The organism is Nonomuraea sp. NPDC049400, from assembly GCF_044466425.1.
Taxonomy (GTDB): domain Bacteria; phylum Actinomycetota; class Actinomycetes; order Streptosporangiales; family Streptosporangiaceae; genus Nonomuraea.
Genome location: NZ_JBITMP010000005.1, coordinates 315,136 through 329,683 on the forward strand (window position 1 = coordinate 315,136; position 14,548 = coordinate 329,683).

General features: G+C 71.4%; 12 protein-coding genes. 7 read left to right on the forward strand and 5 right to left on the reverse strand.

The genetic code is table 11. From position 1 onward, the window contains the following. Window positions 1–158 precede the first annotated feature (158 nt). The 3 genes from ACIBVN_RS09580 to recA form a co-directional block, all read right to left on the reverse strand. Window positions 159–890 carry a TetR/AcrR family transcriptional regulator gene (locus tag ACIBVN_RS09580; RefSeq protein ID WP_397134468.1) on the reverse strand — a complete coding sequence of 244 codons (732 nt, stop codon included), beginning with the start codon at window positions 888–890 and terminating at the stop codon, window positions 159–161. 608 nt (window positions 891–1,498) lie between these two features. Next, on the reverse strand, window positions 1,499–1,942 hold the full coding sequence (locus tag ACIBVN_RS09585; RefSeq protein WP_397134470.1) for a regulatory protein RecX: 444 nt from the start codon (window positions 1,940–1,942) through the stop codon (window positions 1,499–1,501). Between the two features lie 1,109 nt (window positions 1,943–3,051). Then, window positions 3,052–4,140, reverse strand: coding sequence for a recombinase RecA (recA, locus tag ACIBVN_RS09590; RefSeq protein WP_349450079.1), 1,089 nt, complete (start codon window positions 4,138–4,140; stop codon window positions 3,052–3,054). A 416-nt stretch (window positions 4,141–4,556) separates the two neighbouring features. On the opposite strand from recA, the gene ACIBVN_RS09595 reads away from it, so the two are divergent. Beyond that, entirely contained in the window at window positions 4,557–4,829 is a 273-nt protein-coding gene (locus ACIBVN_RS09595; RefSeq protein ID WP_397134472.1) for a hypothetical protein, read from the forward strand. A gap of 16 nt (window positions 4,830–4,845) precedes the next feature. On the opposite strand, the gene ACIBVN_RS09600 is transcribed toward ACIBVN_RS09595, so the two are convergent. Then, window positions 4,846–5,040: a DUF3046 domain-containing protein gene (locus tag ACIBVN_RS09600; protein ID WP_349450077.1), complete on the reverse strand. Its 195-nt coding sequence runs from the start codon at window positions 5,038–5,040 to the stop codon at window positions 4,846–4,848. A gap of 43 nt (window positions 5,041–5,083) precedes the next feature. Here ACIBVN_RS09600 and ACIBVN_RS09605 point away from each other — a divergent pair, with 43 nt between their 5' ends. Continuing rightward, on the forward strand, window positions 5,084–5,278 hold the full coding sequence (locus ACIBVN_RS09605) for a hypothetical protein (RefSeq protein ID WP_349450076.1): 195 nt from the start codon (window positions 5,084–5,086) through the stop codon (window positions 5,276–5,278). Window positions 5,279–5,327: 49 nt separating this feature from the next. Here the strand turns inward: ACIBVN_RS09605 and ACIBVN_RS09610 are convergent, their stop codons facing one another. Continuing rightward, a complete protein-coding gene (locus ACIBVN_RS09610; RefSeq protein ID WP_397134474.1) occupies window positions 5,328–5,816 on the reverse strand; it encodes a VOC family protein in 489 nt (162 codons plus the stop codon). 88 nt (window positions 5,817–5,904) lie between these two features. Here ACIBVN_RS09610 and ACIBVN_RS09615 point away from each other — a divergent pair, with 88 nt between their 5' ends. The 5 genes from ACIBVN_RS09615 (at window position 5,905) to ACIBVN_RS09635 (ending at window position 14,499) form a co-directional block, all read left to right on the forward strand. Beyond that, window positions 5,905–10,635: an ATP-dependent helicase gene (locus tag ACIBVN_RS09615; RefSeq protein ID WP_397134476.1), complete on the forward strand. Its 4,731-nt coding sequence runs from the start codon at window positions 5,905–5,907 to the stop codon at window positions 10,633–10,635. Window positions 10,636–10,702: 67 nt separating this feature from the next. Next, complete coding sequence (locus ACIBVN_RS09620) at window positions 10,703–11,308, forward strand: TetR/AcrR family transcriptional regulator (RefSeq protein ID WP_397134478.1); 606 nt, start codon at window positions 10,703–10,705, stop codon at window positions 11,306–11,308. After that, complete coding sequence (locus ACIBVN_RS09625) at window positions 11,305–12,057, forward strand: ABC transporter ATP-binding protein (RefSeq protein ID WP_397134480.1); 753 nt, start codon at window positions 11,305–11,307, stop codon at window positions 12,055–12,057. The genes ACIBVN_RS09620 and ACIBVN_RS09625 overlap by 4 nt, the downstream gene beginning before the upstream one ends. A 157-nt stretch (window positions 12,058–12,214) precedes the next feature. Continuing rightward, the gene (locus ACIBVN_RS09630) at window positions 12,215–13,798 is read left to right on the forward strand and encodes a hypothetical protein (protein ID WP_397134482.1); all 1,584 of its coding nucleotides are present in this window, start codon (window positions 12,215–12,217) and stop codon (window positions 13,796–13,798) included. 26 nt (window positions 13,799–13,824) lie between these two features. Beyond that, entirely contained in the window at window positions 13,825–14,499 is a 675-nt protein-coding gene (locus ACIBVN_RS09635; RefSeq protein ID WP_397134484.1) for a GntR family transcriptional regulator, read from the forward strand. The last annotated feature ends 49 nt before the right edge of the window (window positions 14,500–14,548 follow it).

The following is a 14,548-nucleotide window of genomic DNA, read 5'->3' on the forward strand; positions in this document are numbered from 1 at the left end:
TTGGTTGCCATGCAAGTGTTCAACACACTCTTCGACTCGCCCGCGACCGCGCCATCGGACGGTGGACGCCGCGGTGCGGGAGGCCGTCGCGGACTGGAGGAAGGAGCGAAGCAAGCGGCCGGACGCGCAGGAACCCGTACGAACGCAAACCCTCGCTGTCACGGGCCCTGTGTCAGTCCTGGAGGTATCGGCCCACAACATCGGCGATGCGGCCCCCGCGGGCCAGGAAGCTTTAGGTGAGGCGTTCTTGGCCGCCGCGTCCGGTGTCGAAGATGAAGGTGACGGTCAGACGTACGCCTTCGATGCGGCGGGCGGTCTCGCGGTAGCGACCGCCTGCGTCGGGCCAGCCCTTCCGGTCCCGTTTCGTCGACCGTGCCGCTCATGGCGGACAGGAGGGTCGCGGAGCTGGCGGCGTAGGCGGACAGGGTGGAGGTGATGTTGACGGCCTCCGCCGCGGTCAGCCCGGCACTGCCCAGCACGGTCAGCGCCCGGTCCAGCCAGCGCAGGGTGCGCGGTCCGGTGGGCGGGGTGAGGGGCGAGACTTCCAGCAGCCAAAGGTGGCTCACCAGGAAATCGCGGTTGGCGCGGGTCCAGACGGACAGATATTCCCGCCACGGCAGCGTGCCGGGCTCCGGCGATTTGGGGGCCGCGGCATCCACCATCGCGGTGAGCAGTTCGTCCTTGCTGGCGACGTAGCCGTACAGCGACATCGTGGACACGCCCAATCGGGCGGCCACACTGCTCATCCGCACGCCCGCCAGGCCTTCGGCGTCCGCGATCTCGATCGCGGCATCGGCGATCCGGTCGAGGGTCAGTCCGGGACGGGGACCGCGGCGGGACACGGGTTCCCGCCCCCACATCCGCGCGACGACCGTGGGCAGCTTCTGCATCACGCACCCCTTCTAATACCGTACAAGATACAGTGTATCTTGTACGGCGAAATGCGGGCGCTGGGGAGCGGAGGTCGTGGTTCCCGCGTGGGATACGCGTGCGCTGGGGCAGGGGCGGCGACGGCGTGCCGAGGCGGACCAGCAGGTCGGCGACGTGGGCGCGTAACTTGCGCACCGACACGTCGAGCGAGCGGCAGCCGCCGCGCCTACGCCTCGGCCATCGACCGGATGATCGCCGAACTCGGCGGCGGCATCCGCTGCCTGGCCGGCGTCACGACGACGAGATCGGCAACGCCTCGTCGCACTATGGGGTCCTCGCCGAACTACCGGACGAGCCCCGGCCGGAGTGACCCGGGGGCAGGTCAGCAGGGGGTTCGGTGGGCCGGGTGGCCGAGCCTGTTCCGAAGCGCGCGCCAGACGAGTGCCCGACAAGGCGTGCAGGTGCCAGAAACTCGGCCATCCTAAGAGGTTGCGCCAAGAGGGCGCCTGGCAAGGCGGATCCACCCGCGGGCACTCAGCGCAGGCACGGGTGAGAGAGCGCCAAACAAAAGCTGAACGAGAGCCGGGAGCCGGGAGCCGGGAGCCGGGAGCCGGGAGCCGGGGGGAGGTTACGGGAGGTCTTCCTCCATGTCGATGCCCTCTGCTTCGAGCGCCTCCCGGATGACGCGGAAGGCCAGGCCCGCGGAGTAGCCCTTGCGCGCCAGCATGCCCGCCAGCCGCCGCGTGCGGGTCTGTGGGTCGAGCGATCGGGTGGAGGCGAGCTTGCGCTCCACCAGCCGCCGCGCTGTCTCCGCCTCCTGGTCGGGATCCAGCCGTTCCACTGCTTCCTTGACCGTGTCGGTGTCCACACCCCGATGGCGCAGCTCGGCGGCCAGGGCGCGCTTGGCCAGACCGCGGCCGTGGTGCCGCGAGTCGACCCAGGCGGCGGCGAACGCCTCGTCGTTGATCAGGCCGAGCTCGGAGAAGCGGCTGAGGACGGCTTCAGCGGCCTCGTCCGGCACGTTACGTTTGCGCAGCGCTTCGGCGAGCTGGGCGCGCGTCTTGGGCGCCATGGTGAGAAGGCGGAGGCAGATGGCCCGAGCCACCGACTCCGGATCCGCGTCGCGGCCACCTCCGGAACCGCTTTCACCGCCCCGACTAGCCCGACCGGCACTCTCACCGCCCCGCCCAGACCAAGCGGCACCCGCATCGCCCCGCCCAAATCCGCCAAGGCTCTCACTGTCCCGCCTGGATCCGGCAAAGCTCTCACCGTCCGGTGCGAACCCGGCAGCACCCTCGGCATGCGGATCGGCCCCAGTGCCCAGCTCTTCGGATGGCCAGTCCCGCTCTCGTGCGCCCTTCCCGGACCGCCGGCTGGATCGGCCCGATCGCCGCCCTCGGCCCGCCCGCTTCTGACCGGCCTTTCCGCCGCCCGGCTGCTCCTCCGCAAACCAACTGCTGCCCGCCAGCACTTCGGAATGCCACCCAGCGCCCCCCTCATCAGAGGACGCAGCGTCACCACCGGCACGCTCAGACGCCGCCGTCTGGTGGTCGCTTGTGACTCCGCTCGTCCGGGACTCGTCGGCCGTGGCCTCGTCATTCTCGCTGAACCGGCCGCGCGCCAACGCCGGAGAGTCGGCTGTGCCAGCTTGGGAACCATCCGCCGCAGGCTGGGGATCGGCTGTGTCGGACTGGGCGTCGGCAGTATCAGCCTCGGAGCCAGCCATCCCAGCCTGAGCACCAGCCGTTCCAGCCAGAAAATCGTCCGCCCCGGGATGGGAGTCGGCAGTACTGGCCAGGGAATTGGCCACTCCGGAGTGAGAGTCGTCGGCAGTGCCAGCCGGGGAATCGTCCGTCCGATGTTGGGAACCGGCCGTGCCGACCTGGGGGTCGGCTGCGGCGACCTGGGGGTCGACTGTGGCGGGCGGGGAGTCGGCTGTGGGGACCTGGGGGTCGGGGGGTGGGGTGGAGGCGCGTTGGCGGGCGCGGTGGTCGCGCCACTCGTCGACCGATGGCCAGCCGTCCGTGGACGAGCGGGCCAGGTCGCGGCCCCAGGAGGGGGACGACGGAGGGGGGCCGGGCCGGGCGCCCCGGGATTGGGGCGCCTGTGGCCGGTCTGGGTCACTCATGGGGTGGACGGGGTCGCTCATGGGGTGGACGGGGTCGCTCATGGGGTGGACGATCAGACGTCACCCGGCTTCGGGGTGGACTTCGAGCCACGGCCGGAAGGAGCGGCGGCCGGGGCGGGGGCTGCGGCTTCGGCGGGGGCGTCGAGGCGGGGACCCACGCCCAGCTTGTCCTTGATCTTCTTCTCGATCTCGTTGGCCATGTCGGGGTGGTTCTTCAGGAAGTTGCGGGCGTTTTCCTTGCCCTGGCCGAGCTGGTCACCCTCGTACGTGTACCAGGCGCCGGACTTGCGGACGAAGCCGTGCTCCACGCCCATGTCGATGAGGCCGCCCTCGCGGGAGATGCCCACGCCGTAGAGGATGTCGAAGTCGGCGACGCGGAAGGGCGGGGCCATCTTGTTCTTCACGACCTTGACCCGGGTGCGGTTGCCGACCGCCTCCGTGCCGTCCTTGAGGGTCTCGATGCGGCGGATGTCCATCCGGACCGAGGCGTAGAACTTGAGCGCCTTACCGCCGGTCGTCGTCTCGGGGCTGCCGAACATGACGCCGATCTTCTCGCGGAGCTGGTTGATGAAGATGGCGGTGGTGCCCGTGCTGTTGAGCGCGCCGGCGACCTTGCGCAGGGCCTGGGACATGAGGCGGGCCTGGAGGCCGACGTGGCTGTCGCCCATCTCGCCCTCGATCTCGGCCTTGGGCACCAGCGCGGCCACCGAGTCGATGACGATGATGTCGACGGCGCCGGACCTGATCAGCATGTCGGCGATCTCCAGCGCCTGCTCGCCGGTGTCGGGCTGGGAGACCAGCAGGGCGTCGGTGTCGACCCCCAGCTTCTTGGCGTATTCGGGGTCGAGGGCGTGCTCGGCGTCGATGAACGCCGCGATGCCGCCGGCCCGCTGGGCATTGGCCACCGCGTGCAGGGCGATCGTGGTCTTACCCGAAGACTCGGGGCCGTAGATCTCGACGATGCGGCCGCGCGGCAGGCCGCCGATGCCGAGCGCCACGTCGAGGGAGATCGACCCTGTGGGGATCACCTCGATGGGAGCTCGGGCGTCGTCGCCCAGGCGCATCACTGAGCCCTTGCCGAACTGTCGCTCGATCTGAGCGAGAGCGGTCTCGAGGGCCTTCTCGCGGTCGTTGATAGCCATGGGAACTCCCCCTGGAGGGTCGTGGTCCGATCAGTCGAGTGAAAGCTACGGCCTGCCACTGACATTTTCTGCGACTGCCGGGGAAGACGTGGCCCGGCGGAGTCAATCGTAGCCGAACGACTGTTCGATCACAGCAGGAACACGCAGGTCGCCGTCAAGCTCCCGTGTTCGGGGAGGTGAGCCTTCCTTTTCCCTCGCCGGGGCGGTGTGCCGGGCTTGTGCACTGGGGGCGGTGTGCCGGTGCGGTGTGCCGGGGCCGTGTGCCGGGGCCGTGTGCCGGGGCGGTGTGACATCGGTCGTCTGCGAGCCCCATCCGTATCCGCACGAACACGCCCGGCCGATGTTGGTCTCCAACGTGTTGCACGCGCGGTGAGCTGGGGAGACTCACTGCAGGGGCGAGGGGTCGGAGGTGGCGGGTGGCGAGCGGCTACACCAGGGAACGACGCACCCGTCTTGAGGCGCTCGCCGAGTTGCTCCCCCATCATGGCCTGGTCAGCCGCATGATAGGCACCGAGGATCCGGTGTTGTGGGTCTGGCACCCGCGCACCGGCCGCCAGACGATCATCTTCGCCACCCCGTCGCACCGCGGATGGTTGTTCCTGTGGTCGCCCGGCGGGCAGGGCAGCGCGGACGAGTTGGAGCTCACAGCCGCCACGCTGCGGCAGGCCCTCGACATGACGCAGACTTAGCCGGTATGGCGCAGACTTAGCGCAGCTTGGGCGAGACGTTCTCCACCTGGCAGACCGCGCGCCAGACGGTCTTGGCGCTCTCACCGTCGGCCAGCGCCTGCATGACGGTCCGCCCGCCGAGCGGCGCGAGCACGTAGTCGCGCGCCCACGATTCGGCGTACGTCTCCCCGAAATGAGCGTTCATCCGTCTCCAGAACTCCGTCAGGCGCATGAACCAAGTATGGAATCGCCCGGGGCGTGGGTAAGACATCCCCATGCCAAAGACCCCCAAGTCTTCACCCCCGAAGACAGCCAAGACGAAGGCCAACAGGGCCAAACGCCGCCGGCTGCTGCTCGTCCTGCGCCTCGCCGTACAGAAGGAGAAGGCGGAGCGATCGGAAAGGCATGCCGGCATCAGGCAGGCGCCCCGCGCGGGCAAGCCCCGCACGCGCCGGCCGTCACGACGCTAGGGCGCGACGCTAGGGCGTCAACGAGCGTCGAACCATCGTCGAACCGCGGTCACAGCACACGTGAGCCGTACATCTCACCGAGATGGTCGGCGAGCAGCTCCAGCCGGGCGCCGTCGGGGTCCTTGAAGTAAATGGAGGCGCCGCTCTCTATCTGGTGCGGCACGCCGGCCATCTCCAGCTTTCCGCGCAGACGTTCCCACGTGGCGGGGTCGACGGAGATCGCGACGTGGTGCAGCCCGCCCAGCACCTCCTGGTACGGCCCCAGGTCGAGCCCGGGGAAGTCGAAGAACGCGAGCAGGTTGCCGTTGCCGATGTCGAAGAAGAAGTGGTTGGAGCCCTTGTAGTCGCGGTTCTCGATGATCTCGGTGAGCGGAAACTCCAGAAGCTCCTGGTAGAACTTGATGGTTCGCTCCACGTCCGACGAGAGCAGGGCCATGTGGTGCAGGCCGCGCGCGCTGCTCGATGGCCGGTGCGGTAAGACGTAACGCCGCCTGATCTCCGCACGGCGGGCTTCGATGGCCGCATAGTCAATGGTCACGGTCGCTATATGTCCGCCAAGACCCCGCTCAACCGCTCGTCACGGCGCCAATGCGCTTTCTGTCGGTGGCGCGAGGCAGTATGAGCTGGTGAGCTCCCTTGACCAGTTCAGCCAGGTGACCAGGCAATGGTTCGCCGGAGCCTTCCAAGCGCCCACGGCCGCCCAGGAGGGGGCGTGGGAGTCGATCTCGCGCGGCGACAACACCCTGGTCGTCGCGCCCACCGGCTCGGGCAAGACGCTGGCGGCGTTCCTGTGGTCCCTCGACAGGCTGGCGTCGCAGCACGCCGACCCCGCCAAGCCGCAGCACGCCGACCCCGCCAAGCCGCAGCATGCCGGTCCCGCCCACAAGCCGCAGCACGCCGATCCCACCGCCGAGCCGCAGCACCCCGACCCCGCCCACAAGCCCGAGTCCGCCGGTCCCGCCCACAAGCCCCCCGGCAAGTCGGAGCAGGGCGAGCCCGCCCGCAAGGGGACGCGGGTGCTCTACGTGTCGCCGCTCAAGGCGCTGGCCGTCGACGTCGAGCGCAACCTGCGTGCCCCGCTGGCCGGGCTCAGGCAGACGGCGCGCCGGCTGGGCCTGCCGGTGCCGGAGATCTCGGTGGCGATCCGCTCGGGCGACACCCCCTCGGAGGACCGCAGGCGATACGCGGCCAAGCCGTCCGACATCCTCATCACGACGCCCGAGTCGCTGTTCCTGCTGCTCACCAGCCAGGCGCGAGAGGCGTTGCGCGGCGTGGAGACGGTGATCGTGGACGAGGTCCACGCGGTCGCCGCCACCAAGCGCGGCGCGCATCTGGCGCTCACCCTGGAGCGGCTCGACGCGCTGCTCGACAGGCCCGCGCAGCGGATCGGGCTGTCGGCGACCGTGCGGCCGGTGAGCGAGGTGGCGGCCTTCCTCGGCGGCACGCGACCGGCCACCGTCGTGCAGCCGCCGTCGGAGAAGCGGCTCGAGATCGAGGTCGTCGTCCCCGTCGAGGACATGACCGAGATGGAGGGCCGCCCGCAGCCGGAGGGAAACGCGGAGGACTTCGCCCCGGAGCCGGGCAACAGGTCGATCTGGCCCCATGTGGAGGACCGGCTGTTCGACCTGATCGGGGCGCACAGCTCGACGATCGTCTTCGCCAACTCGCGGCGGCTGGCCGAGCGCCTGTGCACCCGGCTCAACGAGCTGGCGTACGAGCGGGAGCGCGGCGACGCCGAGGCCGTCGACCTGTCCATCTGGGAGACGGGGCCGTCCGCAGGACCGACCTGGGAGACCCCCAAGCGGATGCCCGCCGACATGATGGCGCAGGCCGGGGCGAGCAAGGGCGTCGTGACGGAGATCGTGCGCGCTCACCACGGCTCGGTCTCCAAGGAGGAGCGGGCGCAGATCGAGGAGGCGCTCAAGTCGGGCCGGCTGCCTGCCGTGGTCGCCACCTCCAGCCTGGAGCTGGGCATCGACATGGGCGCGGTCGACCTGGTCGCGTGCGTGGAGGCGCCGCCGAGCGTGGCCAGCGGGCTGCAGCGCATCGGCCGGGCGGGCCACCAGGTCGGCGCGGTGTCCAAGGGCGTGATCTTCCCGAAATACCGGGGCGACCTGGTGCAGACCACCGTGGTGGCCGAGCGGATGAAGAGCGGCCAGATCGAGGAGCTGCGTTATCCGCGCAACCCGCTCGACGTGCTGGCGCAGCAGATCGTGGCCATGACCGCGATGGACGAGTGGACCGTCGACGAGCTGGAGTCGGTGGTCAAGCGGGCCGCCCCCTACGCCACGCTGCCGAGGAGCGCGCTGGAGGCCACGCTCGACATGCTCGCCGGGCGCTATCCGAGCGAGGAGTTCGCCGAGCTGCGCCCGCGCATCGTGTGGGACCGCGTCACCGGCACCCTGCAGGGGCGTCCTGGCGCGCAGCGCCTGGCGGTCACCAACGGCGGCACGATCCCCGACCGCGGCCTGTTCGGCGTGTTCCTGGTGGGCGAGAAGGCCTCCAGGGTGGGCGAGCTGGACGAGGAGATGGTCTACGAGTCGCGTGTGGGCGACGTGTTCGTGCTGGGCGCGACGTCCTGGCGGATCGAGGACATCACGGCCGACCGGGTGCTCGTCTCGCCCGCACCGGGGCAGCCGGGCAAGCTGCCGTTCTGGCACGGCGACGCGCCGGGGCGCCCGGCGGAGCTGGGCAGGGCGATCGGGCAGTTCCTGCGCGAGCAGGCCAAGAACGGCTCGACCGAGCGCATGCGGGAGGCCGGGCTCGACGAGTACGCCGCGGGAAACCTGCTGGCCTACCTGCACGAGCAGCGCGAGGCCACCGGCTACGTCCCCGACGACCGCACCCTCCTCGTCGAACGCTTCCACGACGAGCTCGGCGACTGGCGCGTGGTCATCCACTCCCCCTACGGCGCGCGGGTGCACGCCCCGTGGGCGCTGGCGATCAACCGGCGGCTGCGCGAGCGCTACGGCATCGACGTGCAGGCCGTCCACTCCGACGACGGCATCGTGCTGCGCATCCCCGACACGCTCGCCGAGCCGCCCACCGACGTGGCCGCGTTCGACGCCGAGGAGATCGAGCAGATCGTCACCGAGGAGCTGGGCGGTTCGGCCATGTTCGCCTCCCGGTTCAGGGAGTGCGCGGGGCGGGCGCTGCTGCTGCCGCGCCGTACGCCGGGCAGGCGCAGCCCGCTGTGGCAGCAGCGCCAGCGCGCCGCCCATCTGCTGGGCGTGGCCTCGCAGTACGCCTCGTTCCCGATCGTGCTGGAGACGATGCGCGAGTGCCTGCAGGACGTCTTCGACGTGCCGGGGCTCGTGCAGCTCATGCGCGACATCGCCGCGCGCCGCGTGCGGCTGGTCGAAGTGGAGACGTCGCAGGCCTCGCCGTTCGCCACCTCGCTGCTGTTCCACTACGTGGGCGCGTTCATGTACGAAGGCGACGCGCCCCTGGCCGAGCGGCGGGCCCAAGCACTGGCGCTGGACACCACGCTGCTGGCCGAGCTGCTCGGCCAGGCCGACCTGCGCGAGCTGCTCGATCCCGACGTGATCTCCGACACCGAGCGCGAGCTGGCCAGGCTCGACCGCCCGCTGCGCGACCTGGAGGACCTCGCCGACCTGCTGCGCTCGCACGGGCCGCTGCTCGCGCCCGACGTGAGCGTGCGCGGCGGCAACCCGTCCTGGCTGGAGGAGCTTGAGCGTTCGCGGCGCGCGATCAGGGTGCGGATCGCGGGCGAGGAGCAGTGGGCGGCGATCGAGGACGCGGCCCGCATGCGTGACGCGCTGGGCGCGCCGCCGCCTGTCGGGGTGCCCCACGCGTTCCTGGAGCCCGTCGCCGATCCGCTGGCCGACCTGCTGGCCCGGCACGCCCGCACGCGCGGGCCGTTCCACGCGGGCACGGCCGCCGCCCGGTTCGGGCTCGGCGTGGCCGTGGTGACGGATGCGTTGCGGCGGCTGGCCTCGTCCGGGCGGGTCGTCAACGGGGAGTTCCGGCCCGGCGGGCGGGGCGAGGAGTGGTGCGACGCCGGGGTGCTGCGGATGTTGCGCCGCAGGTCGCTGGCGAGGCTGCGCAAGGAGGTCGAGCCGGTCGCGCCGGAGACGCTGGCCCGGTTCCTGCCCGCCTGGCACGGCATCACCAGCTCGAGCGCCGCCGGTCGGGCGGGCAGCGAGGCGGCGCGGGCCATGGACGCGCTGGTTCGCTCGATCGAGCAGCTCCAGGGGGCCGCCGTGCCCGCGTCCGCGCTGGAGACGCTGGTGCTGCCCTCTCGGGTGCCCGGCTACCATCCGGCGCTGCTCGACGAGCTGACCTCCTCGGGTGAGGTGATGTGGGCAGGTCAGGGGTCGCTGCCCGGCGGCGACGGCTGGGTGTCGCTCTACTACGCCGACACCGCGCCGCTGCTGCTGCCCGAGCCCGCGGAGATCACGATGACGCCCCTGCACGACGGCGTGCTCGAGCTGCTGGGCGGTGGCGGCGCGCTGTTCTTCCGCGGCATCTCCGACCAGCTCGGCTCGCTGGACGACGCGGCGCTGGCCGCGGCGCTGTGGGACCTGGTGTGGGCCGGGCGGATCTCCGGTGACACGCTGGCCCCGTTGCGGGCCACGCTCGGCACCGGCCGTCCCGCGCACCGGCCCGCCACCACGCGCAGGCGCCGGGCCGTGCTGCCGAGCAGGAGCGGCCCTCCCACCGTGGGCGGCCGATGGTGGTTGCTGCCCGCGCCCGCCGCCGACGCGACGCAGCGGGCCCACGCGCAGGCCGAGGTGCTGCTGGAGCGGCACGGCGTGGTGACCAGGGGCGCGGTGACGTCCGAACGGCTGCCCGGCGGGTTCACCCCGGTCTACCAGGTCCTGCGGGCGTACGAGGAGAGCGGGCGGTGCCGCCGGGGCTACTTCGTCGAGGGCCTGGGAGGCGCGCAGTTCGCGCTGCCGGGAGCGGTTGACCGGATGCGTGCCATGGCCCCGGCCATCGCCCCGGCCCCGCACCAGGAGAACGCCGGGCCCCGGGCCGTGGTGCTGGCCGCCGCCGACCCCGCCAGCCCGTACGGCGCCGCGCTCCCCTGGCCGCAGCACCCGGGCGACCTCGGGCACAAGCCGGGCAGAAAGGCCGGCTCGCTCGTGGTGCTCGTGGACGGCCACCTGGTGCTCTACGTCGAGCGAGGCGGCAAGACGCTGCTGTCGTTCGCCGACGACGAGCGGCTGCAGCCCGCCGTCGACGCGCTCGCGCTGTCCGTGCGCGACGGCGCGCTCGGGAAACTGACCGTGGAGCGGGCCGACGGCGCCTCCATCATCGACTCACCGCTGGCGGCGGCCCTGGAGGCGGCCGGGTTCCACCCCACGCCCCGCGGGCTTCGCCTGCGCGCCTGACACCCGCATGGACAGGAGCGGTTGAAGACGCTTCCAAAAATTTGAATGGCTGTTTAAAGTTTTGAACGTGACGTCAGAAGGCCGCACGTTCATCGAGGAGGCCCGCAGGGCCCAGATCATCGCGTGCGCCATCGAGGTGCTCGCCGACCAGGGTTACGCGCACACCACCCTGGCCAGGATCGCCAGGCAGGCGAAGATCAGCACCGGAGTGATCTCGTACCACTTCGGCGGCAAGCAGCAGCTCATCGAGGCGGTCGTCGCCGAGGTCGCCAGGCTGGCCACGGACCTGATGGTCCCCCGGATCCTCGCGCAGCCCACCGCGACCGAGGCCCTGCGCGCCTACCTCGAGAGCAACCTCGACTTCATGCGCGAGCACCGCAAGCCGCTCCTGGCCCTGATGGAGATCATCACCCACATGCCCGGCGAGGAGGGCGGCCCGGGACCGTACGCGGCGCAGGCCGAGGTCGCCGTGGCCGACCTGGAGAAGGTCCTCGGCTGGGGCCAGCAGTCCGGCGAGTTCCGCGATTTCGACAGGCGCAGCATGGCCGTCACCATCCGGGCGGCCGTCGACGCCGTGCCGTCACGCATCGTCCATGAGCCCGGCCTCGACCTCGACCTGCTCGCCCGCGAGCTCGTCACCACCTTCACGCTCGCCACCAGGAGACAGTCATGACAGCAGCGGCCTTGGAGATCAGCGGTTTAGCCAAGACGTTCGGCGACAAGGTCGCCGTCGACCACGTGGACCTCACCGTCCCCCAGGGTTCCTTCTACGGCCTGGTCGGCCAGAACGGCGCGGGCAAGACGACCACGCTGTCCATGGCGGTCGGCCTGCTCAGACCGGACGGCGGCACGGCGCGGATCTTCGGCGCCGACGTGTGGTCGGACCCGGCGCGGGCCAAGCAGCTGGTGGGCGTGCTGCCCGACGGGCTGGCCATGCCCGAGCGGCTCACCGGGCGCGAGGTGCTCACGTACCTCGGCCTGCTCAGGGGCCTGAGCAAGGAGGTGGTGGCCGAGCGGGCCGAGGAGCTGCTGTCGGTGCTGGAGTTGAAGGACGCCGAGAAGACCCTCGTGATCGAGTACTCCACCGGCATGCGCAAGAAGATCGGCCTGGCCACGGCGCTGCTGCACGCGCCCAGGCTGCTGGTCCTGGACGAGCCGTTCGAGGCGGTGGACCCGGTGTCGGCGGCGACGATCAAGATGATCCTGCGCGGCTTCGTGGCGCGCGGCGGCTCGATCGTGCTGTCCAGCCACGTGATGGCGCTGGTCGAGCAGCTCTGCGACCACGTGGGTGTGATCGACAAGGGCCGGGTGGCGGCGGCGGGCCCGCTCGACGAGGTACGCGGCGCGGCCACGCTCGAGGACAGGTTCGTGGAGCTGGTCGGCGCGGACTCCACCGGCGCCAAGGGGCTGTCATGGCTGTAGCGGTCGCCCTGGTCCGGATGAAGATCGCGATCCTGCGTCACTCCACCACGGGGCAGCGCGGCGGCATGATGGCCTCGGGCGGCGTTCTCGGGCTCCTGCTCGCGGCCGGCACGATCTACCTCGCCTTCCAGGAGGGCGAGCCGCCTACGCCGTGTGGATGCTCGGCTGGATCATCGGTCCCGTCTTCTCCGGCGGCGGCGACGAGACGCTGCGTCCGGAGTTCTTCGCGCTGCTGGGGCTGCCCGCGCGGCGGCTGGCGGCGGGGCTACTGGTGTCGGCGTTCGTCGGCGTGGCGCCGGTGATCAGCCTGGTCGCCCTGGCGGGCCTGGTCTTCGCGGCCTCACCGGGGAACGTGCTGGTGGCGGTGCCCGCGATGGTGCTGCAGCTGGCGATCTTCGTGCTGCTGTCGAAAGTGGCCGTGGGACTGCTGGGCATCGCGCTGCGGTCCCGGGTCGGGGCGGTCGGCGCCGGGGTGATCAACGGCGCGGTGCTGGCGTTCCTGGGCCAGGCGTGGGTGTTCGCGTTGGCCTTCGGCCAGGGCGGGCGGATCCCGTCGTTCGTGCGTTACCTGCCGTCGGGGTGGGGGCTGCTCGCCGTACAGGGTCACTATCTGGCGTTGCTCGCGATGGCGGTGCTGATCGTGCTGCTGCTCGCGGCGTGGGCGGCGCTGCTGGCCGGACGGACGGGCGCGAGCCGGCCCTCGACGCGGGGCCGTCGTCCGATGCGGGCCGCCACCTCGCAGGAGGCGGTGGTGGCCAAGGAGTTGCGCACGTGGTCGCGCGACCTGGTGCGCAACCACCAGCTCACGTTCGCGCTGGCCTACGGGGTGTTCTTCGCGGGTGCGCCGCTCGCGCTCGGCTGGACGGGCATGCTGCCGTGGGCGGCGCCGATCTTCATCGTGATGGCCGCGGCGATGACCGCCAACCTCTACGGCATCGACGGCACCGCGCTCTGGCTCACGCTCATGACGCCCGGCGCGTCGGACCTGCGCGGCAGGCAGCGGGCCTGGCTGGTGACCGTGGGCCCGGTCGCGGCGCTGCTGGCCGTGGCGTTCACCCTGGTCACGGACGGTCCGTGGCCGCTGATCCTGGCGAGCGTGGCCGCGCTGCTGGGCGGCGCGGCCGGGCTGGTGCCGCTCATCTCGGTGTACGCGCTGGTGCCCGGCACCGATCCGCAGCGGCGCGGCGGCAACCCGCTGCGCACGAGCGAGGACGACGGAGCCCTGACGGGCCTGGCGTACCTGACGATGCTGCTCGTGGCCCTGACGGGCGCGCCCGCCGTCGTGGCGGCCCTGCTGTACGGCTGGTGGGGCGTCGCGGGCGGGCTGGCGACGGGCGCCCTGTGCTACTGGGGCCTGGGCCTGCTGGCTGAGCGGCGGCTGGCGGCACAAGGGCCCGAACTGCTGCACATGATGCGCACCGGGCGGCGGCCGGAGGGCGGCGGCAGGTCGTTCAAGCTGCCCGACCTGCCGAAGCCGCAGCGGGCGATCGTGATGACGTGCCTGTCGCTCGGCGCGATCCCGCTGTTCCCTCAGGGCATCGTGGCCGCCGCCTTCCTGGCGGACGACCGGGTGCGGATGTCGTGGTTCCTGGCCACGTACATGCCGCCCGGCCTGCGCTGGCCGACGGCCGCGCTCATGATCCTCATCGGCCTGACCATGTACGGGGTGGGCCTGTGGATCCCCTACCGCGCCAAGAAGCGGGGTAAGACCGCCGGCTGGCACCCCGAGCGCGAGACCTGATCCCGCTGTATACGATTAGTCGCTATATGACTGATTTGACGCTGGGCGCGACTCACCGGAGCTTGCGCGACGAGGTCACCAAGGAGCTGCGGCGCCGCATTCTCTCCGGCGAGCTGGCCCAGGGCGAGCGGCTGGTCGAGGACCGGCTGGCCGCCTCGCTCGGCGTGTCCCGCAACCCCGTTCGCGAGTCCATCCGGGTGCTGGCCACCGAGGGATTCGTCGAGGTCGCGCCCAGGCTCGGCGCCACCGTCGCGCGACTGTCCGCAGCGGAGGGCGAGGAGCTCTTCGACGTGCGCATGGCGGTCGAAGGGCTGGCGGCGCGGCTGGCCGCGCGCAAGCGGACGCCCGGGTCTGCCGAGCGGCTGCGGCGGGTGCTCGACCAGGCCAGGGAGGCGGTGGACAGCGGCCGGCTGGAGGAGGTGGCCGATCTCAACACCGCCTTCCACCTGGCCGTGGGCGAGGCGGCGGGCAACTCGTACCTCAGCCTGATGATGAAGCCCATGCTCCTGCGCGCGCAGTGGGTCTTCAGTCAGACCGCCGCCGTACGCGGGCCGCACTCCTGGTCGGAGCACCTGAGCCTGTGCGAGGCCATCGCGGCGGGCGACGAGGACGAGGCGCAGGCCAGGGCGGTCGCGCACGTGGCAGCCGCCAGGCGGTCGTTCCTCGCGGCCGTCCGCATGGCAAAACACCCGAACGATTAGAAAACGGTCAGATAACAACGTCGGGTCACGAAACACCAGTGAAATGTCA

Excerpts from the sequence above, each read along its gene's own strand:
- ACIBVN_RS09580 (WP_397134468.1), bottom strand. The coding sequence starts at position 890 with ATGCAGAAGCTGCCCACGGTCGTCGCGCGGATGTGGGGGCGGGAACCC.
- ACIBVN_RS09585 (WP_397134470.1), bottom strand. The coding sequence starts at position 1,942 with ATGGCGCCCAAGACGCGCGCCCAGCTCGCCGAAGCGCTGCGCAAACGT.
- recA (WP_349450079.1), bottom strand. The coding sequence starts at position 4,140 with ATGGCTATCAACGACCGCGAGAAGGCCCTCGAGACCGCTCTCGCTCAG.
- ACIBVN_RS09600 (WP_349450077.1), bottom strand. The coding sequence starts at position 5,040 with ATGCGCCTGACGGAGTTCTGGAGACGGATGAACGCTCATTTCGGGGAG.
- ACIBVN_RS09605 (WP_349450076.1), top strand. The coding sequence starts at position 5,084 with ATGCCAAAGACCCCCAAGTCTTCACCCCCGAAGACAGCCAAGACGAAG.
- ACIBVN_RS09625 (WP_397134480.1), top strand. The coding sequence starts at position 11,305 with ATGACAGCAGCGGCCTTGGAGATCAGCGGTTTAGCCAAGACGTTCGGC.
- ACIBVN_RS09630 (WP_397134482.1), top strand. The coding sequence starts at position 12,215 with ATGCTCGGCTGGATCATCGGTCCCGTCTTCTCCGGCGGCGGCGACGAG.
- ACIBVN_RS09635 (WP_397134484.1), top strand. The coding sequence starts at position 13,825 with ATGACTGATTTGACGCTGGGCGCGACTCACCGGAGCTTGCGCGACGAG.